Origin of the sequence: Methylocystis sp. MJC1 (assembly GCF_026427715.1) — a bacterium.
In the GTDB taxonomy this organism is placed as follows: domain Bacteria; phylum Pseudomonadota; class Alphaproteobacteria; order Rhizobiales; family Beijerinckiaceae; genus Methylocystis.
Genome location: NZ_CP107560.1, coordinates 1 through 25639 on the forward strand (window position 1 = coordinate 1; position 25639 = coordinate 25639).

Consider the following 25639-nt stretch of genomic DNA (forward strand, 5'->3'; position numbering starts at 1 on the left):
ATAATGTCCGCCGGCGTTATAACATTCCAGAATCTTGAGACCTGTTCTTCTGAAGGAGTAGAAAACCCTATAAGCTTAAGTAAATTTCATGGCGTCTCGAAACCACGGGAGAGACATAGCGTCAAATCTCCGCCCGCCGCAGCATCGCCTTGACGACCAGAGGGTGAATTCGGCCGACCGGGACCATATAGACGTGGCCGATCCACTTATGAACGAGTACTATGGTCGAGACCACGCACTTCGGAGCGCCGCCTTGCCCGGTTTTCATAACCGAAACGCGCACGTCGAGATGACTGTCGTCGATGCCGAGCAGCAGCTCATTTGCGGTGAGGCCCATAATGGTGAAAATGCCGAGCCTGTCGCCGATCCGGTAAGCGTCCGCCGCTTTGCCAGTCGCGTCGGACATGGAGCCGACGTCTTTTAAGCCGATTTGACGCACGATCCAGTTGCGCAAAGCCATCAGCCATCCAATCCAAGCAGGGGCTGTGCGCGAGGCCCGCAGGAAAATTTCCGTCGGCGTCAGCGCGCCATTGCGCAAGGGGGTGGACCAGGCGTCGTGAAAATCCGCGTGGGCGAGCCATGAACGGAGAGCGCTTTCTCCCGGCGTCGTAGCAGCGAGCACCTCGTTCATACTCCAGCTCCGACGCAACTGATCTGTCACAAAAGCGGCAACGCTGAGAAAAACGCAATTATAAGAAACACCGGCCATGCTAGGTGACGGCCGCGACTGACGATCAACGTCGCAAATCCGCTGATGAAAAACGTCGTCGCGATAATGGTGAGGGTGGCCCGACCTTGCTGTTCGAGAGGAAATCTCGCCTGCGCCCAAAGGAGCGCGGCGAATCCCCACCACGCAAGGGTTGTGAGATGCCAAGCGAAGCGCAGAACTCTCCGCGCAAAGACGCTTCTCTCAAGCAGGCCCGCGCGGCGCTCCGGCGACAGCAGCGGTCCGATCAGCTTGCGTTCGCCAAGCCAGGAATGAGTGGCGCCGAGCAAAAAGATCAACAGGGCGGCTGCCAGCAGCGTCGTCATGGGGAGGCCTTCCATACGTAAGCGTATGGACACGCTACGAGGCAATCTTGCGGGTGTCAATACGCTGCCGTATGGTTCGGCATGAGCGAAAAACTGAACAAGCGGGACTGGATTGACGCGGCTTTCAAGATATTGATCGAGGGTGGCGTGGAAGCTGTGCGCGTCGAGCGTTTGGCCGCCGCGCTCGGCGTGACCAAGGGCAGCTTCTATTGGCATTGCAAGGACCGCGGCGCGCTCCTGGATGCGTTGTTGGAAGTCTGGCAGTCGGACGCGACGCATGCGATCATCGAAAACGTTGAGGCGAAGGGAGGCGACGCGCGCGCAAAATTGGCCGCCCTGTTCGCCATTGTCGCACAGGTCGACGGCAGGCTGGACCGCGCGATAAGAGGCTGGGCGGCGCGGGATTCGATGGCGGCGGATGCGCTGGAAAAAATCGACCGGCGCAGGCAGGATTATCTTGAAGCGCTGTTTCTCGAAATGGGCTTTAGTCCCGAAGCGAGCCGCGCTCGCGCCCGACTGGTTTACCGCGCCTTGGTCGGGAAATTCATGATGGGCGCGACCTCGACTTCCGATGACGAGCTTGCAGATTGCCTCAATATCCTTTTGCCCATGCTGGTGCGTGGAGATTAGGGCACGTCTCCTTCTTTGTTGGCGACTGGCCCATGCAATCGGCATTGCCGAGGCGAACCTGTCGCTGCTCAAGAGCGGCAAGGTCTAGGGCGTGGGGTTTTCCACCACGTTGGCGGCCATCTGCGAGTATCTCCAGCGCCAGCTGCGATCAGAGAGATCCTGCATGCGGTTATGCGGGCCCCACTTCCCTCGGACGGACATCAAATCGCTGACGCTGGACGGTTCGCAGCTCCAGCGCATCCTCGATTTGTGGAGCGCGGGGGCTCTTCGAATTCCCCATCTTCGGCGGTTTGCTCTGGAGGAGGTGCGACGCGCCCACGAGGCAATAGGGTCAGGGCGCGGGCGCGGGCGCGTTGTGCTCGAGGTGCGTTCGTGAACGCCTTCAGTGTTCGTCAGTTTTCGTTCCTGCAAGGGGCGGATTCCTACCGTGATCTGCATGAGACCGCTGCCTTGCTGCCGGGGGAGTGCCGCTCGTGGCTCGACGTCGGGTGCGGTCTAGGGCTCATGCCACGCATTGCTTCCGCCAGAGGGTACAAAGCGCGTGGCATCGATCGCAGCGCCGGAATGATCGAGGCGGCGAGGGAACTAGCTGGTTTCCATCGCAGCGCGCCATCGTTTGCATGCTCCGACATCGAGACGGCTTTGGCGGCGGGTGAGCGCTTCGATATGGTTTCCGCGTCGTCTATCGTCATCGTCACGGCAGATCCGCTGAAGACGCTTGCGTCGCTGGAGGCGCTCTCGTTGCGCCGTGTTCCGAAGTTTTCGAGCGCTCTTTAGATCATTCATGATGAGCGCTCACGAAGTCGCACCATGCTGCGACGTTAGCCTTCCCCCTGAGACTGGCGAGGCACAGACTGCCTCGCCAAGCAAGGAGCCATTCGGCTCTCAGTCCGCGCCAGTGAAAAGCCTTTCTCCAAGCGCCGCTGCGCCGTGCGCATCGTCAACCAAATGTTTGCGCCGATAGCGGAAGCGGTCGCCGTTTCAGCTAAGGACAAACCCTTAATTTGCACGCGAAGCACGCGTCGCGCGCGCTCCGGTTACAGTCGTGAGCGCGCTTAAAGTCCAAGTTCGCTTAGACCGGGATGATCATCGGGACGTCGGCCCAGCGGCCAGTGAAACAGGCGCTGTTCCTGCGCGATCGGCAGATCGTTGATGCTGGCGTAACGCCGACGCATCAGACCATTATCGTCGAACTCCCAATTTTCGTTGCCATATGAGCGACACCAATGCCCGGAATCGTCATGCCATTCATATGCAAAGCGCACGGCGAGACGGTTTCCGGCAAAAGCCCAAAGCTCTTTGATCAAGCGGTAATCGAGTTCGCGCGCCCATTTGCGTTCGAGGAAGGCTTTGACGGCATCGCGCCCTTGCGGAAACTCGGCGCGGTTCCGCCAAAGCGTGTCGGGCGTGTAGACTTGGACGACGCGGGCGGGGTCGCGCGAGTTCCAGGCGTCCTCCGCCATGCGCACTTTCTGGCGGGCAGTCTCTTCGGAAAATGGCGGCAGCGGCGGCTTCGATTCCATGGCGGCGTTCCTTTGCGCATAGACAGACCTGTCTACATGTCTGGGATAGCCTAAGTAGACGGATCTGTCTATAGTGTTCCCTCATGATCGCCGAACCCAAATCCGCCCGTCATCGAATTCTCGAGACGGCGCATGACCTTTTCTATCGCGACGGTGTGCGAGCGACCGGCGTCGATCGTCTGATCGCCGAGGCCCGCGTCACCAAGGTGACGTTCTATCGACATTTTCCCTCGAAGGATGATCTCATCCGCGCGTTTCTCGAGTATCGCCATGAGAAATGGATGCGCTGGTTTCGCGAGGCGCTCACCTGCAACCGCTTGCGCCAGAATGAGAGGGCGCGTCGTGACGAACCACTTGCGCCATTGGCCGCCGCGCTCGCGGAATGGTTCGCGCAGCCGTCTTTTCGTGGCTGCGCATTCATCAATTCTGTCGCGGAGATCGGCGGCGCGCTGCCGGATGCGACCGCTATCGCCGCGCGCCACAAGGCGGAGATGATCGCGGAAATCGAAACATTGCTGCCGCAAGACCGTCCAGACCGCGCCATTGTCGCGCAAGCGGCGGCGCTCGCCGCCGACGGCGCGATCGTGCGCGCGCAGACAAGCAAAGCGGCGAGTCGCGACGCGATCGCGTCGCTACGCCATGTGCTAGGAGCGTTGACCCGTCTGCACGATACTCCCCCTGCCATCAAGAGGGCGGCGTCGCCGCGTCGCCGCCAAAAACTGTCAACCGAAAATGTTCGTACAAAATCGTCACGAACGACGTGATTAGAGAACTGCTGAGGTTTGCCGTCAACAGAGCTTTTCGCGCTTCGTATGGTTCAACGTGAAATCGAGCCATGTTTCGGTTCACTCCGCGCCATGGCGACGAAGCCATCGAGGCGAGTCATACGATCGAGCCATCCTCGGATCTGTCGATAGGGCGCGAGAGAGATGTGCCCTTCGGGAGCATGGGCGGTGTAGGTGTACAACGCCACGTCAGCGATAGTCGGCGACGAACCGGTGAAGAAGTCTCTTTCTATCAGATGCGCATCCATCACTCGGAAGAGTTCGTCGGCAATCCTGTGAGCGCGGGACAAATCATGCCCGGCGTTGAAAAGGCCGACGAGGCGCGCAGCCGCCGGCCCCGAAACCAGTGGGCCTGCTGCGGCGGAGAGCCATCTTTGAACTTGAGCCGCAGACGCTACGTCCGTTGGCAACCACCGTCGTCGTTCGTCGTAGCGAGAAGCAAGATACACGAGAATGGCGTTGGAGTCCGCAATGGTGACGGAGCCATCCTCTAGGACGGGTACCTGACCGAACGCGTTACGCGCTAGGAAAGCCGGGTCTTTTTGGGCCTTTTCACCCAAATTGACATCGATGAGGGTCACGGGAAGCCGCAGCAACGAGATGAGCAACTCGGCGCGGTGAGAATGGCCGGAGAGTTGAAAGCGATACAGGCGAAGGGGAGATGCGGGCGTCATCGTATTCGATCCTTGGGCGCGATTTCACGGTGCAGTATCATCTGCCGGCGATGGTGACACACCTGCGAAGCGAGCGAGTTCCTCCCTCAGCTCTGCGATCTCCCGCTCGAGCGCATTAATTGTCGGCGTGATCTCCGCCTTGGTGTATCGCGGCGTGATATGTTGTGAGCAGTTCCAATCGTAAGCCTCGACCTCGAACAGCAAGCCTCGTTCGACTTTTGCGCCATACGATGGATCGGTCAGCTTCGCCATGATTTCGGCGTTTTCAGTGAGATCGACCACGTGCGCGCGGGCCAGAATTTTGAGGCGCGCACGCTGGGGATAATCCATGAAGAACAACGCCGCGCGATTGTCGCCTGAGAAGTTGCCGAGACTGACGTATTGGCGATTGCCTCGGTAGTCGGCAATGCCGAACATGTCAGGGCCGAGGATCTTGATGAAGCCGGGCGGGCCGCCGCGATGTTGCACATAAGGCCAACCCGTTGCGCCGATGCTCGCCAGATAAAAACTGTCGCGCATTGTAAGAAATTCGGTTTCGGCCACCGTCAGCTGGTCGCGCACATCGGGCACATCGTCGTGACGTGCATAGGTTTGGCGGCTGCCGTGCAAAAGCTGCTGATCTCTTACGAGGTCGGTGAAAACAAGGTTCAAAAATCGTCGTGTCACGTGTGGCGCTCCAAGTTCAATTTTCGAACCGTGCTAACAACCTTCCGACAAGTGGGTCTGGCCTGACGTGACAAACCACTTGACCGAATGAAGTTGATTCTTGTTATATACCGATCGTTCGGTAATGCAAATCGACGGGGCGACTGTTTGGGATAACCGCTCGGAAAAGCGCGAATCGAGACGCCTAGATCGAACACGGTCGGAGGGAGTGCGAGTGAGAGACAATGCGAAGCAGGGCATGCGATCGGCGAACGACCGAGGTGTCGCGCCGATGGATGTTGAAGCAGTTGGTCGCGGCGACGCGGTCATTGTGGGACAAGCGTCCCGAGGCTTCTGGAGCTGCGGGCGCAATCGAACAGCTCTTGCGCTCCTGGGCGCGCTATTCTCGACATTCTATTGTGTCGGCGCGTTTCAAGCTGCCGCCGGCGAGCCGCTCGGCGACAAGACGACCGAACCACCGCGCGTCGCTCGCTGGTCGTCACGGGAAAAGGCCGAAATGGGCGCGTTCATCCGTGAATATCTGCTCGTCAACCCGGAAATCCTTGCCGAGGCGCAGAATGTGCTCGAAGCACGCGAGCGCGTGTTGCGGGCCAGCGCCTTGCGCGACTCTGTGAAAGCCAACGCCACCGAGCTATTCCACGACATTGACGCAGCCGTCATCGGCAATCGGCATGGCTCGGTCACCATCGTTGAGTTTACGGACTATAATTGTCCTTACTGTCGTCGCGCAGCGAGCAATCTGGATGTACTTGTAACGAGCGATCCGACGGTGCGGGTGGTCGTCAAGCCTTTGCCGATTCTCTCGAAGGGTTCGGAGGAGGCGGCTCGCATCGCCCTTGCCGCGAAACGACAAGGGAAGTTTGCAGAAGCCCACAAAATTCTTTCGGGGCTTCAGGGCGTCGTCAATGCCGAGAATGCCATGCACGCAGTGGCGTCGCTTGGCCTCGATATGAATGCCGTGAAGCGCGATGCGGCAAGCGAGTCCGTTACCGCTGAAATCACGGCTGCTCGGACGCTCGCCGAGATTCTTGCGATCCACGGTACGCCTTTTTTCGTTGTCGGAGAGACCATCATCGAGGGCGCACCAGCCAAGCTTCTCGAAATGCTGAAAACCCAGGTGGCCGATGCGAAGAGGACGGGCCGATAGGAGCAGAGCCTCGCGTCGACCCACGTGAAGCGTCACCAATCCTCGCCCGATGAGAGGCGATGCTGCTTGGAAGGCATTATTGAGGCCTCTCTGCTAAAAGACGCTTTCGGTTCGCCGCGAACTTTTGCGCACTTGGATAGTCGAACACAACAATCTGGACACTCTGATTCGACGGATGTCCAGGAGGCCGGCGGTGCCGAGCCGAAGGCGTCCGAACAAGTTCGAAGCAATCCTGACGCCGCGTTTGGTAGCCGCGCTGAGCGCATCGAGGACGCGCGGGTTAGGGGGCGAATGGGGATCGGCGGTTCCAGGAACGATGATCGTAACGGTGAACTCAAGAGCCTCGAGCCCGGCGTCCAGTTCGACACGAAAATGATGCGTGACCACGCTCTTGCTATCGCCACAAACAACAGCTTCGCAGGCGTCGCTCGCGCCGATCCTGACCGCCCCGAAAATCGCGCAGGAATGCCGATATCGAAGGAATTACGTCAGAAAGCGTCAGAATCGCCAAGCGATGAATGCGCTTGGTCACTGCTGAATCTCCTGCACTACATGCGGCGCCAATTGCACGAATGCGACACCAGCTAAGACAAGCGCGATGCCGATCAGGCGCCCAGCGCCTAACCGCGACGCTCCTGCGCCGAAGAGATCCAAGTGGTCGATTGACCCCGGTGCGAGCACCTGCGCTGAGACGACAAAAAGAATGACAGCGCTGATTCCTATGCGGGGCGCGAGTAGTATAACCATGAGGGTGTAGTTCCTGCAGGTTTTGGTTCGCGCTCAAGCCCCCTTGAGCAATTCCTCGGGCAATCCCTTCAAGAACTCACGGAAGGGGCGCGGGGTCCCGATGCCGCGCGAGAGAACGAGACTGCCCTGCAACATGATCATGGCTCGCTCTGCGCGCGCACGCGCTGTCCGCCTGTCGACGCCTGCATCGGCCAGCACGCTTGACAGGGCCGCAATCCACGCTTCGAAAACTTGTTTGATCAATTCGGTGAACGGCCCTTCGGCTATCCGTCCCGAGGACAGCATATTGAGAAGGCACGCTTGGCGACCGCCGGAATAGAACTCGTCGAGCCGGCGAACCATATCGTCGATCCTCTCGACCGGCGACCCAGGCCCTCTGAGCGGGGCCAGCACATTTTCGTCGAGCCAGGCGCCGGCAGTTTCGAGAACCTCGCGCGCCATTTGCTCCTTTCCCTGGGGAAAGCGGTGGTAGAGGCTAGCCTTTTTGAGCCCGGTAGCTTCCGCCAGCATTGCGAGCGTTGCCGCTTCATATCCCACGTCCCGAAAGACGGCGCTGAGCCGCAACATCAACTCCTCGTCTTCGACCGACGGCTTCCGTCCCATGTGTCGCCTCCTCCGGTGTATTACCGACCGATCGGTAAATTACGCTTGACTTCGCTCTCTGGGCGCCTCAGACATATCAGACCGATCGCTCGGTAATTGTCAAACCCCGCCGACACGGGGAACGTAGAAGAGGAGACACCATGTCCAAGACCGCCATCGTTATCTATTCGGACCCCAAGGGGGGTACAGAGGAAGCCCTCGGACGGCTCTTTAATGCGTTGTTCGTCGCCTACGAGCTCAAGGAGAAGAAGCAGGAGGTCGCGTTGATTTTTCAGGGCACCGGCGTGCGTTGGGCGAGCGTTGTCGTGAAACCGGATCACCCAGCTCACGCCCTATACAACGCGGTCAAGGACACTGTTGTCGGCGTCTGCGGAGCTTGTGCCGATGTGTTCGGCGCGACCAACGATGTCAAGGCGGCAGGGGGCAACCTCATCTACGAGAAGGCAATTCCGGGCACATCCGGCATCATCGACATTACCAAGTATCTCGATGCAGGTTTCCGAGTGCTCAATTACTGATCTGAAGCCGCGTCTGAGCGTCGCAGCCTCGAGCGGCGCTCAGACACGTTTCGCTAACTCATAGCCTCAGCGGGGCGCGCGATGTCAGAGCCCTTCCACTCCGGCGAGATCCAAATTCAAGAGTTAACGGGCGAGCGCGACAAAGCCGTGTTGAACGGGCATCTTATCGCTGGCTCTATTCCCCCAGCTGCACGCTCTTTTGTCGGTCAGCAAAGTTACTGCGCCCTTGGTTGGGCGGATTCTTACGGCGACGTCTGGGCTGAACTATTGCTCGCCGAACCAGGCTTTGCTCAAGCGAGCGCTGATGGTCTTGGTCTCGATCTTCGCCTGCCCACGACCGACGATGCGCCGGCCGGCGGCACGATCTTCGACAGCATAAGCCGCAGTGATCAGGTCGGGATTCTGTTCGTCGAGTTCGCAACGCGCCGCCGTTTGCGCGTCAACGGCGTGGTTGCATCCGCCGAACGACGCGAAATCCATGTTCGAGTAGCGGAAGCCTACCCGAATTGTCCTAAATACATCCAGCGTCGGGATCTCGTGCAGGAGGCAACTTCCCGCGGCGGGACCATGTGTGCGCCTAGAAGCGGTCGTGAACTCAACACGGAACTTGCGGAACTCATTGCGGGCGCAGACACCTTCTTCGTCGCCAGCGTTCATCCCGACGGACCTGCCGATTGCTCGCATCGTGGCGGAACGCCGGGCTTTGTCGAGGTCAGCGGCAATACGCTGTATGTGCCAGATTATCCGGGCAACTCAATGTTCGGTACACTCGGCAATTTGGCGGTGAAGCCGCGTGCAGGTCTTGCCTTTATCGACTTCGACAACCAGCGCCAGCTCCAAATGACCGGAGATGTCACCCTCAACTTCACGGACACAAAAAGTCCTGAGAAAACCGGCGGAACCGACCGCTGGTGGTCGTTTCACTGCAAACAATGGCGCCTTTCGCCGTTGTCACCTCACCGGTCCTGGCGCCTCGTCGACAGATCTCCTTTCAATCCGTGAGTTCCAGCGCTATGAAAATGACGGTCATCGACAAGACGCTTCTCGTTGAAGACACGTTACGTGTTCGCCTTGCGCCGCAAAATGAGAAGGCCTTGCCCCCGTTTGCGCCGGGAGCGCATATCGAGATCGCCATTGGCGCGATCAAGCGGCGTTATTCGCTAACATCCTCGCCGACGGCGCGTGAGTTTTTTGAGATCTGCGTTCTCAAGACTGTTCCGAGCCGCGGCGGATCGAAATATATCCACGAAGATTTGTGCGTTGGCGAAACTCTCGAGGTCAAAGGTCCGTTTAGCGCATTCGATCTAAAAATGACCGCACTCCACACGGTGCTGATTGCAGGCGGTATCGGCATCACGCCGTTTCTGACGATGATGGAGGCGCTCGCGGAGGCTGGTCGATCCTTCGAAGTGCACTATGCCAGCCGCAATTCAGCGCGCCTTCTGCCTCTTGCCCCGTTCGAGCAATACGTCACGCAATATGTCGATGACGGTGGATCCCCGACCCTCGATGTGGCTCGTATGATTTCCCAATGTCGTCGTGACGCGCATTTTTACGTGTGCGGACCACAGCCGCTGATCGAAGCCGTTCGATCAACGGTGGCGGCGCTAAATCTACCGGCTGAAGCCCTTCATATCGAGAGCTTCGGTGCATTGAGCCGCTCTGCCGATCAACCCTTCACGCTGCGCTTGCTGCAGTCACAGCTGACAATCCCGGTGAAGCCCGGGGTGTCCATCCTCGATGCAATGACCGAGGCCGGAGTCTGGGCGCCATCGGAGTGTCGCCGGGGCGAGTGCGGGTCATGCTATACGCCGGTCCTCAGTGGCGCCGTTGATCATCGCGACGTCTGCCTCTCTCCAGATCAACGCCGAGCGGGGATGTGCACCTGCGTTTCTTGGCCAACGAGCGACGAACTCACGCTCGATCTATGACTTGCCCGTGACACACCAACACGCCGGTTCTGTCACAAATTTCTCTCTGAGGCCGGCCTACGTTACGCTAGTTGGCGAGGCAGGCGGAACAGCGCGCTGATCGAATTCAAAGGGAGCCATTTCGGCCGTCACGTGATCCTCTGGGGCGTGCGCTGGTATGTTCACGTGACAGCCGGATACATTCGGTTGCATCGAGATGGTCCGGCCTCAATTTCCTCGCGCCGTTCTCGATCTCGACCTCCAGCGTAGCGCTTGCCGCGAAACAAGGCAGAAAGCCCTGACCGGGTGCCGCCACGGAAACGGGGATTACGATCCTACAGCGATTGCCAGGGCCGCCAAGCGCACGCCTTCGGCCACCTGCGCCCCGGCTTCTTCGCTCTCGCACGCCCGCGCCAGCGTCACCCCGCCTGACAACAGCGCTAGTAGCGCCCACGCTCGCGCCAGACGGTCGGCCTCGGCCCCGACGAGACCCCGGGCGATAGCCCGAGCTACACGTCGTGCTCGCTCCTCGAATACCGAGCGGATCGCACTGTCGGCGCGCTGCACTTCGGGCGTTAGGCTCTGCAGGGCGCAACTCATGCCGAGTTCACAGGTACGCTTGGGACCGAGGTAGAGATCAATGAAGGCAGCCAGCCAAGCGTCGCCTTGCTCTTCCTGCAAGGCGCCTATGCACTCGTACAATTCATCGAGCCCGGCTTCGACCGCAACCTTGAACGCTTCGTCCTTAGACTTGAAGTGACCGTAAAAGGCGCCCGAGGTCACCCCCGCCTCCTTGGCCAGTCCGTCGACCCCGATTCCCCCATATCCACGCTTGCGGAATCCACGTCCCGCCGCTTCGACGAGCCGGGCCCGCGCCTGCTCCTTATGGTCCGCCTGATATCGCATACGCACTCCATGACATCGCGATCGTTATTTTTTCTCTTGACTCAATAACGATCGTTATCTAATGGATGAATAGCGGTCGTTATATGGCGTATCGCAGCGGGAAACAACCCCATCCTCTTTAACGGAAAATGGAGAAAAATCATGCCTATCAGCATTACCCTCACCGAAGGAGTCATCCCCACAGACAAGGTCATGCTGGCGGTCGAGAAGATCACCGAAAGCTTCCTTAGGCACCATGGATTGGTCGGAAACAGGGTGATGACGCCCAACGTCACGGCGCACCTCAACGTGCTTCCCAAAGGATTCACTTTTGCCGGGGGCAAACCGATCGACGGCGCGTGGATCGAGACGAAGACCCCCTCATTCGCGCTCGCCGACCATGCGATCCAGACAACCTTCTTCGGCGAGGCGACCCAGATTTTGCACGAACTTTCGGGCGGGACGCTCGCCAAGGACCGGATCTGGTCCAACGGGGTCCATGCCGTGGATGGCACCTGGAATATCGATGGCAAGGCGTTGACCAACGCCGAGATTGGCGCGGCGGTGGCTGCGGCCTGACATCCCCGAATTACAAAGGAACGCGTGATGAAACGACTGATCGCTGTGCTTTTTGCAAGTAGCGTGGCCTTGACAGCTATGGGCCCGGCACGAGCCGCCGAGGTTGGCCGGGACTGCATGCCGATCGGCGGCGTCGCCATTCCAAACTTCTTCCCTGAAGGAGACCGAAAGCCGATCGTTATTTCGGCATCTGTCGCGGGCAGCGTGCAGAATGCGGCAGGCAAGATCCTGGCGCAGCGCGAGACTCCCACTGGTCTCGAGATGGATATGGAGCACTACTTCGGTCGTGAAGACGGCGGAGCCATCCACACCAAGGATCTCGGTATCCTGACAAGCGTGCCCGGCAAGCCAGGCCGCTACATGCTGGAAATTACCTACGATATCCAGCAAGCGGATTCGCGCGGCACGCTCAAGGGCTATGGTGGCGTGTTCAACAGCTATGGCCTGGTCGATTTGCGCGACCCGAACAACATGGTCGGGCTAGTCCGTTACGGCGGCGAAATCTGCAAATAATCTAACATTATAACTGCCCCCATCAAGTCTGATTTCTCAATCCTGGACCGTCTCCTTGGACCAAAGCTGGAGCGACGGGCGGAATTTTTTGACCCGCCGCTCCCTTCTTCTTCACATCTGAGGAATCTACCATGCCCCTGCTTCGCATAACCTATCAACGCGGCGCGCTTGACCAGGCCCAGAAGGCCCGGCTCGCGGCCGAAGTCACGCCTGTCTTGCTCGTCGGCGAAGTCGGCTCGGATACGCCGCAAGGCCGCGCCGCAACCTACGTCATCTTCGAGGAAAAAGACCCCGCGACTGAATGGTTCGTCGGCGGCGAGCCCGACAACCAAGCGCCCGTCGGCGGGCGTTTTCTGTTCGAGATCTGGTATCTTGAGGGTGCTGCGACACAGACTGAAAAGTCCAATGTCCATGCCAAGATGAATGACATTATCGCTGGCGCCTTCGGTCTCGATGGAAGCTTCCCGAACCGGCTTGGCGACTGGGTGATTATCAATGAGGTCCCTGAAGGGGCGTGGGGTGCGAGCGGAGCCACGGTCGGTATCGCCGCCGCCAACGATGCCCTTGGGGGAGCACCCGAGCGCGCAGAATATTATGAGCGCCATCTCGCCGCCAAACGCCGTGTCGCCGAAAACCACGCCTTTCCCGTCGATCGCGCCTGATCGCAGCATTGCGGGAGGGTATCGTCCTCCCGCGCCCACGCGTTTCAATGGAGAATATTCTCATGACTCACCAAGTCTATAATGCAAATACAGCACCAGAAGCCGCCCGAGCCGCGCTTACCACAATCGAAAAAGGTTTTGGCTTCATCCCCAACATGCTTGGAGCCATGGCAGGGGCGCCTGCCGTTCTCGAAGCCTATCAGACCGGCGGTGCGTTGTTCGACAAGACGTCGCTCAACGCGACCGAGCGCCAGATCGTCATGCTGACGACAAGCGCTGAAAATGGATGCGAATATTGCATGGCGCCCACAGCGCGCGCTCTGCCATGCAAAAGGTCGATGCGCAGGCGGTCGACGCCATCCGCGCGCGGCGTCGCATTCCCGATCTGAAGCTTGAGGCGCTACGCCGTCTGACGGTCCAGATCGTGACAGCGCGTGGTCGTCCCTCGCGCGAGGCACTGACAGCCTTCATCGAGGCGGGCTATGGCGAGGCACAAATCCTCGAAGTCGTCTTCGGGGTAGGGCTAAAAACCATCGCCGACTACATCAACCACATCGCTGGAACCAAGCTTGATGACGTCTTCGCGCCTTTTGCCTGGTCCAAGCCCTAGTCCTGACCGTTTCAACAAGGATAAAAGCCATGAGCTTCACTATGGCGTCGGCATCGTTGCCGGTCTTCGTCCATTATCTCAGTATTCTGTCAGGCTTGCTCGACAAGGCCGAAATCCATGCCACCGCACGTAAGATCGATCCCGAGGCGTTGCTCGGCGCACGGCTCTATCCTGACATGCACAGCTTTCGCGGACAGGTGCAATTTTCCTGCGACTTCGCGAAAGGCGCGGTTGCGCGCCTCGCTGGCATTGAGAACCCTTCCTATCCCGACAACGAAATCGGTTTCGAGGATCTTCGCGCCCGGATTACCAAGACACTGGACTTCATAGCTTCGGTCGACGGTAAGCTCATCGAAGGTGGGGAAGGTCGCGCGATTGCGCTCAAGTTCGGCGGGCTCAGTCTGTCGGCCAGCGGGCGAGACTATCTGGTTGGCTTCGCGGTGCCGAGCTTCATCTTTCATGTGAGCATCGCCTACGCTCTGCTTCGCCACAATGGGATCGAAATCCGCAAGCTTGATTTCCTTGGCAAGGTGCCCGGCATGGCCGGGTTCGATGCAGACCCAGAAGGTTGAGTAGAGGTCATGCGCATCGTTCACACCATGATCCGCGTCGGCAATCTCGACCGCTCGCTTGCATTTTATGTCGATATGCTCGGCATGACATTGTTCCGGCGCGAGGAATACCCTTCGGGCCGCTTCACGCTCGCCTTTGTAGGCTATGGTTCGGAGGCAAGCTCTGCAGTGATCGAGCTGACGCACAATTGGGACACGGAAAACTATGAGCACGGCAGCGGCTATGGCCATATCGCATTAGGGGTGAGCAACGCCCGTGCGGCATGCGACGCGTTCGCGGCCAAGGGTGCGAGAATCGTCCGCCCAGCTGGTCCGATGTCGAATGCGTCGCCCGATCGCGACGATATCGAGATCATCGCCTTTCTCGAAGACCCCGATGGCTACCGCATCGAGCTCATCGAAACCCCGCTGGCTTGAGATCGATCATGCTTCGTTTTCCGCTCTTCGCCGCCCGGGCCACCGCCGCAGGGGTGCTGATTCCGATTATGGCGTTACCCGATGTCCGGCTTGGCAAGGCGCTGGGCGCGGCAGCACAGGCCCCGGTGCTGCTGTTCGTCGTTGGGCTCATGGCTGCTTGCACGGTCAGTTTGCTGATCACGGGCGGGATCCACGACTTGCGCCTGCTGCGCCAAGCGCGCGCGCTCGATCTTGCGAGCGGGCTCATCATGGCGAGCTATGTCTTCATGGTCACCTTCCTTGCCCCGCGCTTCGGTATCAGCGCGGTTTTCCTCTCTGCCGTTTCGGTGCAGATTCTGACCTCGGCCGCAATCGATCGTTTCGGTTTGTTTGGCGCAAGTTTTTGGCCGGCATCGCTGGCCCGCGTCATCGGGATCGCCCTCATCCTTGCGGGTCTCGCGATGACGCAGATTGGTGGCGGGACCGGCGTCGCTGAAAGCCTGCCATGACGACGAAGGACCGCCACCGCCTGGCCATATTGGCGCTACCAGGCGTCGTGCCCTTTGATCTCGCTATCCCCTGTGCAATTTTCGGTTGCGCCAGGATCGGTGGAGAGCACGCCTATGCCGTCACGGTCTGCGGTTCCGGGCCATCTATCGAAACTCCATATTTCGATATTGGACTACGGCATGGGCTTGAGGCCGTGGATAGCGCCCAAACGATTATCGTTCCGGGAATCGACGATCCGACCGAGCCTGTCGCGGTTGAGGTGATCGCAGCCCTACAAGCTGGAGCGCGCCGAGGCATCCGCATTGCGTCGATCTGCTCGGGTGCTTTCGTTCTTGCCGCTGCTGGCCTGCTGGACGAGCGACGCGCAACCACGCATTGGCGCATGGCGCGGGCATTGGCCGACTCTTATCCTGTCGTGACGGTCGATCCCAATGTGCTATTCGTCGACGAAGGCGCGGTACTCACGTCCGCAGGGCTCTCTGCCGGTATCGACCTCTGCCTGCATATGGTCCGGCAAGACTTCGGTCAGGCTGTCGCCGCGGAGGCTGCGCGCTTTACGGTCGCGCCTCTCGACCGCGATGGCGGGCAGGCACAGTATATCCGTCACGAACTATCGACTTCGCGCGAGAGCCTCGCACCGGTAATGGACTGGATTATTAATCATCTTTCCGAGCCATTGGATGTGGCTGCCCTTGCAGCGCAAGCACGCATGAGCACACGCACTTTTTTGCGCCGCTTTCGCGAGCAGACCGGCGCGACCCCGATGCGATGGCTTATTCACGCCCGGGTACGGTATGCGCAAGAACTTCTCGAATCCAGCGCCCGTCCCATAGAGGAAATCGCGCTCGCGACGGGATTTGAGTCACCGGTCACCTTTCGCGCACGCTTTCGCCGACAGGTAGGCGTTACCCCGATGGCCTATCGGCAGCGCTTCAATGCTGCGGGCGCCGCCAGAACCGGGCGCGGCCGCTCCTGAATGGCGCTAATTGAGCGCTAAATGTCACTGCCGCCACTCACGCTTTCCGCGCAACAGGCGCAGGGTTGAGGCCTCAATTTGAGGAGCCCCTTCATGTCCGATCAAAATCCCCCTAAACTCAAAGTGGCCATGCTCGTCTATCCACGGCTGACTCTGCTGGACCTTGCCGGTCCGCAGTCGCTCTGGTGCATGCAGGCCGAAACCTATCTGGTCTGGGAAAGTCTCGATCCGGTTGTCACCGACACTGACCTGACCTTGCAACCAACCCACACTTTCGAAACCTGCCCGACTGACGTCGATATCCTTTGCGTTCCAGGCGGGTTCGGCGCATGGGACGTGATCAATAATGCCCGGGCGATGGACTATCTCGCGCGCGCCGGAGCGGAAGCCAGATATGTTACCGGAATCTGCTTCGGGACGATCATCATGGCCGCCGCAGGCCTCCTCGACGGATACAGGGCGGCCACCCATTGGGCGACTTATCCGATGCTGGAATCGCTTGGGGTCGAAGGCGTGCGCGAGCGCGTGGTTATTGACCGCAACCGCATCACCGGCGGCGGAGTGACAGCTGGCGTCGATTTCGGACTAACGGTGCTATCTGAACTACGCGGCGAGACCGTCGCCAAGGCCACACAGTTGTTGATCGAGTACAATCCTAAACCGCCGTTCAATGCTGGCTCACCCGAAGCTGCCGGACCAGAGTTGACCGCGTTCGCGGCAAGCCTGGTTAAGGACGATTTCGAACAGAATGCGATGCCTGCGGTGATGGCTGCTGCTCAGCGCCGCAAGGCGGCCGCGCGGTAGCAGAAAAAAGGGAGCGGCGGGGCGGATATTACGACTCGACCCGCCGCGGCAATTCCGTTTCTTCGGCCGCGAGGAACGCAGCGATCGGAACACGACAAGCCGGGGAGGTCTATCATCGTGAACTTTGATTATCGCCACTTGACTCTGACCGGATCGGTCGAACGATATCATCGAACGCGCTTTCAACATCAGTGGCATTTTCCACATTCCGCTGAATGTCGCGGGTGCGCGAATAGGACCGCGTTCTTCGCACTTCTGGGGGTGATGTCACATTAACCGGCGGGTAGGCTTCGGTGGGCCATTCAGGCTGCATGAACCCCTCGCCCGTCAGCTACAAGCGCCATCGCTTTCCGCCGCAGATCTTCGCCCACGCAGTGTCGCTATATTTTGGACTTCCGCTGAGCCTGCGACTGATCGAGGAACTGCTGCTCGAAAGTGGGATGGTGGGATCCCTACGAGACAGTTCGCGCCTGGGCTCAAAACTTTGGACCGGGCTATGTCAGGTGCTTGAAGCGAAAGAAGCCGAGACGACAAGACATTTGGCATTTCGACGAAGTGGTGGTCACGATCAATGGTGAAACGCGTTATCTCTCGCGCGCGGTCGATCAAGAAGGATATATGCTTGACGAAATCGTCCGGATACCGAGTCATACTCGAGCCGCCAAGCGGTTGTTGGAGCGGCTTTTGCGCAAGCAAGGTTGTCCTGCCAAGTGCATGATCCCCGACAAACTCGGCTCCTACAGAGCCGCCCGGCGCAAGATCATGCCGAAAGGAGAGCATCGCCAACACAAGGGCCTCAACAACCGCGCGGAAAACTCGCCTGTTCCCATCCGATAGCGCGAGCGGCGATGCAAGGTTTTCGTTCATGGAGGTGACTCCAGAGATTCGTCGAAATTTTTCCGCCGTCAGCAAGCGCGAGAACGATGCTGCCGCCCGGAAGGCCTTTGCCGAAGACCGCGTTGTGCCGGTAAGGCTCCCGCGTCTCAACCTACATGCGGGCCGTCAAAGACCCGCTTCGCTACGTAGCGGCCTGAGCGCCGTGCGGGGCCGCTTACGGCCAGAAGAAAAGGCCCGACGGTTTCCCGCCGAGCCCCGATCCACAAGGACCTGCGCGGAATCGGTCGACCAAACTTCTTTCGCGCTGGTTCCGATTAGCACATGGACCTAACATGCTTGAATGTTTGCTTGTCGCCTCGGGCACTCGCCGTTGTCCTGATCGGGCTTCCGACCGAGATCGTGCGCCTTGCCCGCGAAATTCGCGCCGCCCGCGAGGACGCCAGCCTGCCCGCGACGCCCTCACCCGGTCGCTGCGCGCTCGTCTCGGATGTTCCCTTGCGGACGCGCTCGCCAGCGGCCTCGTCCACGAACGAGCGGAACGCTGTGATGGCTGATCGGCTGATCTTCGTCGGGCCGTTACTGCGGTTGCTGCCCTCGATTGCGTCGATAGCGTCGTGCCATCACCAGCAAGATCGCTTCCCGCCTGAGCTTTTACCGCAGCCCATGACTTATGGCACTCCCGCCGGCAAGGGAAATTTCTGTAACCCTCTCGCCGCTGTTTTCGCTGCGAAGAGAACGCCTTAATGAGCCTTTTCAGAATGGAAGTTTAGATGCTCGCCATAGAGCGCAATTGCCGCCTTCTCCTGGCTTCGATGGCCGCTGATTTTGTCGCGTCGCACGTAGCAGAGTGGCGTATGAGCAAAGAGCCTTGCGCGCCCCGCATCATCGCGGAGTTACAGGACGTCGCCGCCGTGATCGGTGCCGGTAAGTCGCTTGTCTGCTAGCCCGCGTCGATCACTTCGAGAGCGCGCCATGCTTAATGACCACTGGGCCGACGCGGAGAGCCCGCCCGTCATCGCGTTTGTCGCCGTAATGCGCGCCCATCGTCGCATGGGCGACGCGTTACGGGCGCATCGCCCGCATGACTTCGTGAAGGCTGCGGACGAAGCGCTCGACGCTCGCATGGCCTATGCGTTTGCCTTGGCTCTCTCGCTGCAAAGCTATTGGGGCGCGTGATGTAACCAGTCATTGGAACGGTCACCGCTCTCCCCGTTAGAGATGTCACTCATACTCAGCTGGCCGGCTTTGGAGGAGTGAGTGATGACGGTGTTGTTGATGAGCTGTGCGGAGATCGACCGGTTGCACGTTTTGCGGGATGTCGTTGCGGAGCGGATTTCAGCTTGGGATGCAGCGCAGTTGTTGCGCGTGACGCCGCGGCAGGTCTTTCGGTTTCTGAAGGTCCATCGGACGGACGGGCCATCGGCGAAGCGCGGCGGCAAGCCGAGCAACCGATCATATCCGCAAATCGTCAGGGCCGAAGCGTTGGCGCTCATCAAGGCCAACTACGCGGATTTTGGCCCGACGCTCGCGGCTGAGAAGTTGGTCGAGCGGCATGGGCTGTATGCACGCGTCGAGACTGTGCGGCGTTGGATGATAGCCGAGAGTCTTTGGAGAGACCGAAAGCAGCGCCTCCCTTCGGTTCATCAGCCCCGGCATCAGCGCGAGCGCGTCGGCGAACTCGGCCAGATCGACGGCTCGCGGGATTATTGGTTCGAGAACCGCGGCCCGGAATGCACGCTGATCGCTTATATCGACGACGCCACGAGCCGGATTCAGCACGCCACCAAGGAACTGCAGACACACTCCGGCTAAAACGCCAGCCCCGATATCAGCGGCATGAAACTGGACACGCGGTAGGCTATGCTACAGAATACATATTCTGTTATTTTAAGACGGCTGATGGCGAATGGCAAGAACCCGCGAATTCGATCCTGCGACTGCTCTCGATGCCGCCATGAAGGTGTTCTGGCGCAACGGCTACTACGCGACCTCAATCGAGGACCTGGTGGAGGCCACGGGCGTAAGTCGCTACGGGCTCTACGGGGTGTATGAAAACAAACACGGCTTGTTTCTTGCGGCGCTCGATCACTACATGACGACCGTGGTGGGAGAGCTGGCGAGTGTCCTGCATCAGCAAGACGCCTCGCTCGACGCAATCAAAAACTTCGTGTCGAGGCTCGGGGAATTCGCGGCCAAGCCATCAGGGCGGATCGGGTGTCTGCTATGGAATACGGCCAGTGAGGTCGCCCCGCACGACAAGGTCGCAGCCCGCAAAGTTGCTGAATTTCGGACCTACCTCTCCACGGGCTTTGAAGCCGCGCTATGCACTGCAGTCGCCCGGGGTGAATTGAGCGGCGGCTTCGATTCGAAGCGGGAAGCTGACTTCCTTGCGGGTGTCGTACAGACTTTGGCGGCGCTCGCACGGTCGCATGCAGAGCCGCGTGTCATCACCAATTTCGTCAGCGTCAGCCTCGGCACCTTGGTTTAAGCGCCTAAAAATAATTCCAGAACGGCCGTTCTTGATTTCTATTGACTCTTACCAGAACGCGTGTTCTGGTAACACAACCTAGAGCGCGCAGCGATGCCACAGGAAGAAGGCGGTGTCGGTGACGCCAGGATATAAGACGTGGAGAGCAGATCATGACTTTTTCAGCTGTCGGAAACGACCGCGGCTTCGCAGATGTCGTGAAGAAAATTCGGGCGCCGCTGCGCTTCGAAGGAGTGGGTTACTACGATGTACCGCCGGAGAAGATGTTCGCCGTGGTTTCTGAGCCTGCTTCAATGAGCAAATGGCTGCCCATGCTCAAATCGCTGCAAATGAGTCACGCGGCTTCCGAGAACGGGCCGTCGGCGTGTGGTGTCGGTTCGGAGCGCAGCTGCTCATTCAGCATGATGGGCGACGTTTTCGAGCGCGTGATTTGGTGGAATCCGCCGCATGGTTATGCTTTCAGCTTTCAGCCGAAGAGCAAGATGATGATGCCGACGCGTGATCACTCCGTTGTCTTCCTTGTCCGCCCGCATGGTAACGGAGGCAGCGAGTTCGTGTTCCGCACCTATTTCGATTGGCAGCCGGGCCTCATGCGTTTCATGGCGGCGCGCATGATGCCGATGATGCTGAACATGTCTTTCGTCAATTTGCAAAAGCAGCTCGGCGGCAAGGGCGGCAAAGCGCGGCGGGTGGCCTAAGATCATGAGTAAGCAAGCAGCAAACAGCATCGATCCGGAAATCCTCGACTCAAATCAGTCGCTCACCCAGCAGATCGCCGCATTCACCGCGGCGGCGGAGAAGCGCCTGCCGCCGGGTTACATCGACGCGTTCCGCGCACTCGTGGCACGGCTTGTGGAAGAGGGAATAGGGCGGTCTGCGCCAAAGGTTGGTGCGGCATTTCCGGATTTCGAATTGCGGGACGACGCCGGAAACAATGTGCGCGCCAGCGATCATTGGAGCCATCGCACGATGATCATCAAGTTTTATCGCGGCGGTTGGTGCCCTTACTGCAACCTGGAACTCAAAGCCCTACAGCAGCACCACCAGGATCTTGCAGCGCTGAATGCCGAAATCTTTGCCGTGGCGCCGGAAAAATCGACGGCGCAAGCAGAGACAAAACAGAAAGCCGCCGCAGGCTTTACATTCTTGTGGGATCGCAACAATGAGCTTGCGCGCCAGCTTGGCATTTCATTTCCCGTTGATGCAGTGGTCAAGGATATCTACGGAAAGCTCGACCTTGATCTTCAGGAGGTCAATGGGGTTTGGGAACTTCCTGTGCCGGCGACGTTCGTGGTGAGGGACGGTCGCGTGAGATACCGGGTTATTGATCCCAATTACCTGGAGCGGCAGGACCCGGTCGATCTCATCGCATGGCTGCGTGCCGACGCTGATGTAGGACAAGGTGGGATGCCGTCGTATGTGTAAAAAGGCCGGAAAATTAGTGTCCAAGGGCGGGCCAAAGTCGAACGAGACGCACGTGCAGCCGATGGGCGCCCAAATGTTCGAGGTCATCGCGGAAGCGTTCCGTAATAATGAGCCACGCGCCGAGCGGGTAAAGCTGTTCGGATTCGATTGCTTGAGGATCGCTGGCAAGGTGTTCGCGAAAGTCAGCAAGGGACGGCTCATTGTAAAGCTTCCCGCTGCTCGCGTCGCGGCGCTGATGACGGCGGGGCAACTCGAGCCCTACGAAGGAGCACGCGGCGCGATGAAGGAGTGGGCCGTCGTGGTCACAGATGATGAGCGGCTCGCCATTGCTGTATCCGAAGAAGCGCGTTCGTTTGTCAGTGGCTGAAGCGGCAAGACGCAACGATCGCCTGATTTTCTGGACCACGCTTATGCATAATTCGTGCAGACTGTGTGAAAAGCTTTTTCTTGCGTGAACGGCCGACTGCGCGCCGCGCAATGGCGGGTTTTGGTCGCTATGGTCGGAAAATTCACCAAGCACGCCTACGGCGTCCAACTGGTCGTGACAGCCCGGATTTGGCCTGACGGCGCGGCTTTTACGAACGGACGGCCTCCATCATGGCCTCGACACCGAGGATATTGAGGGCCCGCCTTAAATTGTAGACGAACGCGGTCACACTGAACTCGGCGCGCACCTTGTCGAGGCCGCGCATAAGGAACGCACCCTGGTTCATCCATTGTTTGATGCTGCCGAAGGGATGCTCGACGGTCTCTCGGCGGCGGTCGAGAACTTCCGGCCGCGCCTTCAGACGCGCCGCCATGCGGTCGAGCACCGCCTCGTTCTCCAGACGCGAGACCTTACGATAGCCGTTGGTGCAACGCGACCGCATCGGGCAAACCAGAATCTGCCCGGCGGGACAAATGAATACGTCCCGCTCCGGATCGTAGCGAAACTCGTCCTTGCGGAAAAAGCCCTCGCGCACCGACGATCCACGCTGCGGCTTGGGAACAAAAGGAACGCAGCCAGCTTTCTCGCAAGCCTCGATGTCCTCGATTTTGAAGTAGCCGCGATCGGCGACTACATCGATGGTCGCTATATCGAGGATGGCCCGGGTAGGCTCGGCGGTTTGGGTCAGCAGGCCCATGTCCACGACCTGATAGGTCACGGCCTGTTCGACGATCATTTTGTTCTTGGCGTCGATGGCGACCTGGATGTTGTAGCCGACTCCAACTTTCGTATGCGCGGCCATCGCCCGGTTGTCGGGATCGGTCAGCGAAACTTGGGCCTCGCCGGTTCGCTGCATCTCCGCGAGCCGCACGGCGTAACGACCGCGCTTGTTGCGAAGCGCTTCGATTTTTTCCGCAAGATTTTTCGTCCGAGCGCCACCCGTTCCGCTTTCCGCGGCATCGCCCTCGTCAAGCCGCTGCAGATATTCTTCCAGACGTTCGTCCGCCGCCTCGATGAATTTCTCCAACGAATTGCGGGTAAAATTGCGGTCCTTGTTGTTGACCGCCTTGATGCGCGTGCCGTCCACGGCCAGAAGCTCGCGCCCAAATAGAACGAGACGCTTGCAAAGAAGGGTGAACTGGCGAAACACGAATTTGGAAGCGGCGCAGTTGTAGTTGTTATGCACGCCCCGATGTTGCCAGCATGTCGAGCACAGGACAGGAAGGGGCGGGGTCGCCGGAACAGCCCGAGATTGTGTCGGCGAGAATGCCTTCCAGTCTGGCAAGGTCGGCCAATTTCAGCCGCACGTCGTCGAGATGTGCGCGGGCGATCTCTCTCACCTCGGCGCAAGAAATGCGGGAAGGCTCGGCAAGAGCCAGCAAGGCCCGGATTTGCTCAATGCTGAATCCAAGCTCGCGGGCGCGCCGGATGAAGGCCAATCTTCGAATATGCCCTTCTTCGTAGGCACGGTAGCCGCTCGCGGTTCTTGCGGGCGGCGGCATAAGCTTGATGCGCTCATAATAGCGCACAGTCTCAAGATTGACGCCCGCCGCCGCTGCGAGCTGCCCAATGGTCAAGGCCTTCATGGATTTTTCGCTTGCACCTGTAGTCGCTACGGGGTGCAGGATAGCCCAACCATCACGCAAGGGCGAGCCATGACCATCAATACAGCGCAAGAAGCAACGCCAGCCGCTTCGTCTCCCCCCGGTCTGCCAGCCTCGCCAAAATGGTTCGCAGCCTTGGGACTGGTCGCCGGACTCGGCGCGGTCGTCGCGTCTTCGTGTTGCGTGATCCCGCTTGGGCTCGCTGCGCTTGGCGCGGGCGCGGGAATTCTCGGCGGGCTGGAAATGATCGTCGAATGGCGCGTCCCGCTTCTCTCGATCAGCGCCTTGGCGATTGTCGGCGGGTGGGGCGCGTGGTGGTTGAAGCGGCCAATTGCTTGCGTTTCGGGGGCGAGCTGTGCGTCGCCGCAACACTCACGTGCAACGCTCGCGCTTCTGCTCTGCGCCTCGATAACCGTGCTGGCGGCGGCAAGCTGGGGTTACATCGACCCCGCGCTGCTCAAATTGGTGCGGGGCCGCTGATGCAGCTCGTCTCGAAAATCACTTGCCCGTCCTGCGGTCACCAGTCGGCTGAGATGATGCCGACCGATGCCTGCCAGTTCGTCTATGAATGCAAGGGCTGCGGTGCGCTGCTAAAGCCAAAGGCTGGGGACTGTTGCGTCTTCTGCTCCTATGGCGACGTGCCATGCCCGCCAATTCAAGACGCAAGAGAACATCGACGCCCCGCCGCATGCTGCTCCGGCGCATAGGAGCACGGCTCGGCGGGCTTGACACGCCTCATATTTCCATCATATTAGAAACATGGAAAAACAAGAAGCCATAGCCGCCCTTGTCGCGCTCGGTCACGAGACCCGTCTCGATATTTTCCGCCTCCTCATGCAGGCCGGACCCGAGGGGCTTCCTGCGGGACAAATCGGCGAGCGGCTGGGGCTTGCGCCCGCGACGCTGTCTTTTCACCTCACCCAGCTCAAACACGCGGACCTCATAACCTTCCGGCGCGAAAGCCGGTCGCTGATCTACTCGGCGGCCTATCCGGTCATGAACGCGCTGCTCGCTTACATGACCGAGAATTGCTGCCAAGGCGCAGACGCCTCTTGCGAAGCCGCCACTCCTTCAAGTTGCCAGCCAAAGGAACGCCATGAAACGCCTGCACGTGCACGTGTCCGTTGATGACCTTGCGGGGTCTGTCCGCTTTTACAGCGCGCTTTTCGGGGCTGTACCCACCGTCGCCAAACCCGACTATGCCAAATGGATGCTCGATGATCCGCGCGTGAATTTCGCGATTTCGGCGCGCGGCGGAAAGGCGGGCGTCGATCATCTCGGGATTCAGGTCGAGACGCCCGAGGAGCTGAAAGAAGTCTATGGCCGCCTGCAACAGGCTGAACGGCCTATGCTGGAAGAAGGCGCGACAACCTGCTGCTACGCCGAGTCCGAAAAGGCGTGGACCTCGGACCCGCAAGGGCTGCTGTGGGAGTCGTTTTTGACGACCGGCAAAAGCACAGTCTTTGGCGATGACACGAGGCTAGCGGGATTCCGCACCGGCGGGAAGGGGGAGTCCTCTCCCTGCTGCGGCTCAAAGCCTGCGCCAGTCGTTGAAGCCGCTTGTTGTTCTGGAACGGGAGCCAACAAATGACCGAGCGCGTTTACAATGTCCTCTTTCTCTGCACCGGCAACACGGCGCGTTCGGTTCTCGCCGAAGGCATTCTGCGCAAGGACGGCGCGGGCCGCTTCAAGGCCTTTTCGGCGGGGAGCCATCCCAAGGGCGTGGTGAACCCTTACGCGCTGAAGACGCTTGAGGCCTATGATTATCCAACCGACGGCTTCCGCTCGAAGAGCTGGGAAGAGTTTGCCGGACCCGACGCGCCGAAGATGGATTTCGTTTTCACGGTCTGCGACAGCGCGGCGGGCGAAGCCTGCCCGGTCTGGCCGGGCCAACCGATGACCGCGCATTGGGGCATCGAAGACCCTGCCGCTGTCGAGGGCTCGGATTTGGAGAAGCAGAAGGCCTTCAATCTCGCCTTCCGCTACATGAAGACGCGCATTTCCCTCCTGCTGGCGACGCCCATTCCCCGCCTCGATAAGCTGGCGCTGACCAACCGCCTGCGCGAAATCGGCGAGGCGGAAGGCGCGACCCACGGCCACAAAACGGAGGCGTAAG

General features: G+C 59.6%; 41 protein-coding genes. 31 read left to right on the plus strand and 10 right to left on the minus strand.

Annotated features, from left to right (window positions below):
- Positions 1–121 precede the first annotated feature (121 nt).
- Entirely contained in the window at positions 122–631 is a 510-nt protein-coding gene (locus OGR47_RS20550) for a DUF2867 domain-containing protein (protein ID WP_165055476.1), read from the minus strand.
- Positions 632–657: 26 nt separating this feature from the next.
- Entirely contained in the window at positions 658–1032 is a 375-nt protein-coding gene (locus tag OGR47_RS20555) for a hypothetical protein (protein ID WP_165055477.1), read from the minus strand.
- Positions 1033–1113: 81 nt separating this feature from the next.
- On the opposite strand from OGR47_RS20555, the gene OGR47_RS20560 reads away from it, so the two are divergent.
- The 3 genes from OGR47_RS20560 (at position 1114) to OGR47_RS20570 (ending at position 2439) form a co-directional block, all read left to right on the plus strand.
- Positions 1114–1662 (plus strand): TetR/AcrR family transcriptional regulator, encoded by a 549-nt coding sequence (locus OGR47_RS20560; RefSeq protein WP_165055479.1) that lies wholly within the window; start codon positions 1114–1116, stop codon positions 1660–1662.
- A 163-nt stretch (positions 1663–1825) separates the two neighbouring features.
- Positions 1826–2038: a zinc-binding dehydrogenase gene (locus OGR47_RS21985; protein ID WP_165055480.1), complete on the plus strand. Its 213-nt coding sequence runs from the start codon at positions 1826–1828 to the stop codon at positions 2036–2038.
- Positions 2035–2439, plus strand: coding sequence for a class I SAM-dependent methyltransferase (locus OGR47_RS20570; protein ID WP_165055481.1), 405 nt, complete (start codon positions 2035–2037; stop codon positions 2437–2439). The genes OGR47_RS21985 and OGR47_RS20570 overlap by 4 nt, the downstream gene beginning before the upstream one ends.
- A 278-nt stretch (positions 2440–2717) precedes the next feature.
- Here OGR47_RS20570 and OGR47_RS20575 read toward each other — a convergent pair whose 3' ends face one another.
- On the minus strand, positions 2718–3185 hold the full coding sequence (locus tag OGR47_RS20575; RefSeq protein WP_216697984.1) for a DUF1348 family protein: 468 nt from the start codon (positions 3183–3185) through the stop codon (positions 2718–2720).
- Between the two features lie 83 nt (positions 3186–3268).
- On the opposite strand from OGR47_RS20575, the gene OGR47_RS20580 reads away from it, so the two are divergent.
- Positions 3269–3949: a TetR/AcrR family transcriptional regulator gene (locus OGR47_RS20580; protein ID WP_165055483.1), complete on the plus strand. Its 681-nt coding sequence runs from the start codon at positions 3269–3271 to the stop codon at positions 3947–3949.
- 53 nt (positions 3950–4002) lie between these two features.
- Here OGR47_RS20580 and OGR47_RS20585 read toward each other — a convergent pair whose 3' ends face one another.
- Both OGR47_RS20585 and OGR47_RS20590 read right to left on the minus strand, forming a co-directional pair.
- A complete protein-coding gene (locus OGR47_RS20585) occupies positions 4003–4644 on the minus strand; it encodes a glutathione S-transferase family protein (protein WP_165055484.1) in 642 nt (213 codons plus the stop codon).
- Positions 4645–4668: 24 nt separating this feature from the next.
- The gene (locus OGR47_RS20590; RefSeq protein WP_206527497.1) at positions 4669–5310 is read right to left on the minus strand and encodes a pyridoxamine 5'-phosphate oxidase family protein; all 642 of its coding nucleotides are present in this window, start codon (positions 5308–5310) and stop codon (positions 4669–4671) included.
- Positions 5311–5410: 100 nt separating this feature from the next.
- Between OGR47_RS20590 and OGR47_RS20595 the strand changes: the two genes are divergently transcribed.
- Positions 5411–6457, plus strand: coding sequence for a DsbA family protein (locus tag OGR47_RS20595; RefSeq protein WP_267270106.1), 1047 nt, complete (start codon positions 5411–5413; stop codon positions 6455–6457).
- A 66-nt stretch (positions 6458–6523) separates the two neighbouring features.
- Positions 6524–7045, plus strand: coding sequence for a hypothetical protein (locus tag OGR47_RS20600; protein ID WP_165055486.1), 522 nt, complete (start codon positions 6524–6526; stop codon positions 7043–7045).
- Here the strand turns inward: OGR47_RS20600 and OGR47_RS21990 are convergent.
- Positions 6986–7204, minus strand: coding sequence for a DMT family transporter (locus OGR47_RS21990; RefSeq protein ID WP_165055487.1), 219 nt, complete (start codon positions 7202–7204; stop codon positions 6986–6988). The genes OGR47_RS20600 and OGR47_RS21990 overlap by 60 nt on opposite strands.
- 33 nt (positions 7205–7237) lie before the next feature.
- Entirely contained in the window at positions 7238–7807 is a 570-nt protein-coding gene (locus tag OGR47_RS20605) for a TetR/AcrR family transcriptional regulator (RefSeq protein WP_165055488.1), read from the minus strand.
- 140 nt (positions 7808–7947) lie between these two features.
- Between OGR47_RS20605 and OGR47_RS20610 the strand changes: the two genes are divergently transcribed.
- The 3 genes from OGR47_RS20610 (at position 7948) to OGR47_RS20620 (ending at position 10256) form a co-directional block, all read left to right on the plus strand.
- Positions 7948–8325: a DsrE family protein gene (locus OGR47_RS20610; RefSeq protein ID WP_165055489.1), complete on the plus strand. Its 378-nt coding sequence runs from the start codon at positions 7948–7950 to the stop codon at positions 8323–8325.
- Between the two features lie 81 nt (positions 8326–8406).
- Complete coding sequence (locus OGR47_RS20615) at positions 8407–9327, plus strand: pyridoxamine 5'-phosphate oxidase family protein (RefSeq protein WP_165055491.1); 921 nt, start codon at positions 8407–8409, stop codon at positions 9325–9327.
- Positions 9328–9344: 17 nt separating this feature from the next.
- The gene (locus OGR47_RS20620) at positions 9345–10256 is read left to right on the plus strand and encodes a PDR/VanB family oxidoreductase (RefSeq protein ID WP_165055492.1); all 912 of its coding nucleotides are present in this window, start codon (positions 9345–9347) and stop codon (positions 10254–10256) included.
- A gap of 306 nt (positions 10257–10562) precedes the next feature.
- On the opposite strand, the gene OGR47_RS20625 is transcribed toward OGR47_RS20620, so the two are convergent.
- Positions 10563–11141: a TetR/AcrR family transcriptional regulator gene (locus OGR47_RS20625; RefSeq protein ID WP_165055493.1), complete on the minus strand. Its 579-nt coding sequence runs from the start codon at positions 11139–11141 to the stop codon at positions 10563–10565.
- A gap of 141 nt (positions 11142–11282) precedes the next feature.
- Here OGR47_RS20625 and OGR47_RS20630 point away from each other — a divergent pair, with 141 nt between their 5' ends.
- The 17 genes from OGR47_RS20630 (at position 11283) to OGR47_RS20705 (ending at position 21859) form a co-directional block, all read left to right on the plus strand.
- Positions 11283–11699 (plus strand): 4-oxalocrotonate tautomerase, encoded by a 417-nt coding sequence (locus OGR47_RS20630; RefSeq protein ID WP_165055494.1) that lies wholly within the window; start codon positions 11283–11285, stop codon positions 11697–11699.
- A gap of 27 nt (positions 11700–11726) precedes the next feature.
- A complete protein-coding gene (locus OGR47_RS20635) occupies positions 11727–12212 on the plus strand; it encodes a hypothetical protein (RefSeq protein ID WP_165055496.1) in 486 nt (161 codons plus the stop codon).
- Between the two features lie 215 nt (positions 12213–12427).
- Entirely contained in the window at positions 12428–12874 is a 447-nt protein-coding gene (locus tag OGR47_RS20640) for a hypothetical protein (RefSeq protein WP_165055497.1), read from the plus strand.
- 167 nt (positions 12875–13041) lie between these two features.
- Positions 13042–13263, plus strand: a complete 222-nt coding sequence (locus OGR47_RS21995) for a carboxymuconolactone decarboxylase family protein (RefSeq protein WP_368856443.1) — start codon at positions 13042–13044, stop codon at positions 13261–13263.
- The gene (locus OGR47_RS20645; RefSeq protein ID WP_165055499.1) at positions 13200–13484 is read left to right on the plus strand and encodes a carboxymuconolactone decarboxylase family protein; all 285 of its coding nucleotides are present in this window, start codon (positions 13200–13202) and stop codon (positions 13482–13484) included. Before OGR47_RS21995 ends, OGR47_RS20645 begins: the two co-directional genes overlap by 64 nt.
- Positions 13485–13513: 29 nt before the next feature.
- Positions 13514–14056: a DUF1993 domain-containing protein gene (locus OGR47_RS20650; RefSeq protein WP_165055500.1), complete on the plus strand. Its 543-nt coding sequence runs from the start codon at positions 13514–13516 to the stop codon at positions 14054–14056.
- 9 nt (positions 14057–14065) lie between these two features.
- The gene (gloA, locus tag OGR47_RS20655; protein WP_165055501.1) at positions 14066–14473 is read left to right on the plus strand and encodes a lactoylglutathione lyase; all 408 of its coding nucleotides are present in this window, start codon (positions 14066–14068) and stop codon (positions 14471–14473) included.
- Positions 14474–14481: 8 nt separating this feature from the next.
- A complete protein-coding gene (locus tag OGR47_RS20660; RefSeq protein WP_165055502.1) occupies positions 14482–14961 on the plus strand; it encodes a DMT family transporter in 480 nt (159 codons plus the stop codon).
- The gene (locus OGR47_RS20665) at positions 14958–15938 is read left to right on the plus strand and encodes a GlxA family transcriptional regulator (protein WP_165055503.1); all 981 of its coding nucleotides are present in this window, start codon (positions 14958–14960) and stop codon (positions 15936–15938) included. The genes OGR47_RS20660 and OGR47_RS20665 overlap by 4 nt, the downstream gene beginning before the upstream one ends.
- A 93-nt stretch (positions 15939–16031) precedes the next feature.
- Positions 16032–16742: a DJ-1/PfpI family protein gene (locus OGR47_RS20670; RefSeq protein ID WP_165055504.1), complete on the plus strand. Its 711-nt coding sequence runs from the start codon at positions 16032–16034 to the stop codon at positions 16740–16742.
- 507 nt (positions 16743–17249) lie between these two features.
- Entirely contained in the window at positions 17250–17579 is a 330-nt protein-coding gene (locus tag OGR47_RS22000) for a DDE-type integrase/transposase/recombinase (protein WP_416374450.1), read from the plus strand.
- Positions 17580–18551: 972 nt separating this feature from the next.
- Positions 18552–18755, plus strand: coding sequence for a hypothetical protein (locus OGR47_RS20680; RefSeq protein WP_165055506.1), 204 nt, complete (start codon positions 18552–18554; stop codon positions 18753–18755).
- An 84-nt stretch (positions 18756–18839) separates the two neighbouring features.
- Positions 18840–19391, plus strand: coding sequence for a helix-turn-helix domain-containing protein (locus tag OGR47_RS20685; protein ID WP_165055507.1), 552 nt, complete (start codon positions 18840–18842; stop codon positions 19389–19391).
- A 94-nt stretch (positions 19392–19485) separates the two neighbouring features.
- The gene (locus tag OGR47_RS20690; protein ID WP_165055508.1) at positions 19486–20067 is read left to right on the plus strand and encodes a TetR/AcrR family transcriptional regulator; all 582 of its coding nucleotides are present in this window, start codon (positions 19486–19488) and stop codon (positions 20065–20067) included.
- 152 nt (positions 20068–20219) lie between these two features.
- Complete coding sequence (locus tag OGR47_RS20695; protein WP_165055510.1) at positions 20220–20765, plus strand: SRPBCC family protein; 546 nt, start codon at positions 20220–20222, stop codon at positions 20763–20765.
- Between the two features lie 4 nt (positions 20766–20769).
- Positions 20770–21492: a peroxiredoxin-like family protein gene (locus tag OGR47_RS20700; protein ID WP_165055511.1), complete on the plus strand. Its 723-nt coding sequence runs from the start codon at positions 20770–20772 to the stop codon at positions 21490–21492.
- Between the two features lie 73 nt (positions 21493–21565).
- A complete protein-coding gene (locus tag OGR47_RS20705; protein WP_165055512.1) occupies positions 21566–21859 on the plus strand; it encodes a hypothetical protein in 294 nt (97 codons plus the stop codon).
- A 208-nt stretch (positions 21860–22067) separates the two neighbouring features.
- On the opposite strand, the gene OGR47_RS20710 is transcribed toward OGR47_RS20705, so the two are convergent.
- Both OGR47_RS20710 and OGR47_RS20715 read right to left on the minus strand, forming a co-directional pair.
- Complete coding sequence (locus OGR47_RS20710; protein ID WP_165055514.1) at positions 22068–23105, minus strand: transposase; 1038 nt, start codon at positions 23103–23105, stop codon at positions 22068–22070.
- Positions 23098–23505, minus strand: coding sequence for a MerR family transcriptional regulator (locus OGR47_RS20715; RefSeq protein ID WP_165055515.1), 408 nt, complete (start codon positions 23503–23505; stop codon positions 23098–23100). Before OGR47_RS20715 ends, OGR47_RS20710 begins: the two co-directional genes overlap by 8 nt.
- 69 nt (positions 23506–23574) lie before the next feature.
- On the opposite strand from OGR47_RS20715, the gene OGR47_RS20720 reads away from it, so the two are divergent.
- The 5 genes from OGR47_RS20720 to OGR47_RS20740 are packed head-to-tail and all read left to right on the plus strand — an operon-like array spanning position 23575 to position 25638.
- Positions 23575–24003, plus strand: coding sequence for a mercuric transporter MerT family protein (locus tag OGR47_RS20720; protein WP_165055517.1), 429 nt, complete (start codon positions 23575–23577; stop codon positions 24001–24003).
- A complete protein-coding gene (locus tag OGR47_RS20725; protein WP_246729843.1) occupies positions 24003–24230 on the plus strand; it encodes a GDCCVxC domain-containing (seleno)protein in 228 nt (75 codons plus the stop codon). Before OGR47_RS20720 ends, OGR47_RS20725 begins: the two co-directional genes overlap by 1 nt.
- 52 nt (positions 24231–24282) lie before the next feature.
- Positions 24283–24651: an ArsR/SmtB family transcription factor gene (locus OGR47_RS20730; protein WP_165055518.1), complete on the plus strand. Its 369-nt coding sequence runs from the start codon at positions 24283–24285 to the stop codon at positions 24649–24651.
- A complete protein-coding gene (locus OGR47_RS20735) occupies positions 24620–25114 on the plus strand; it encodes an ArsI/CadI family heavy metal resistance metalloenzyme (protein WP_165055520.1) in 495 nt (164 codons plus the stop codon). Before OGR47_RS20730 ends, OGR47_RS20735 begins: the two co-directional genes overlap by 32 nt.
- On the plus strand, positions 25111–25638 hold the full coding sequence (locus OGR47_RS20740) for an arsenate reductase ArsC (protein ID WP_165055522.1): 528 nt from the start codon (positions 25111–25113) through the stop codon (positions 25636–25638). The genes OGR47_RS20735 and OGR47_RS20740 overlap by 4 nt, the downstream gene beginning before the upstream one ends.
- Position 25639 lies beyond the last annotated feature (1 nt).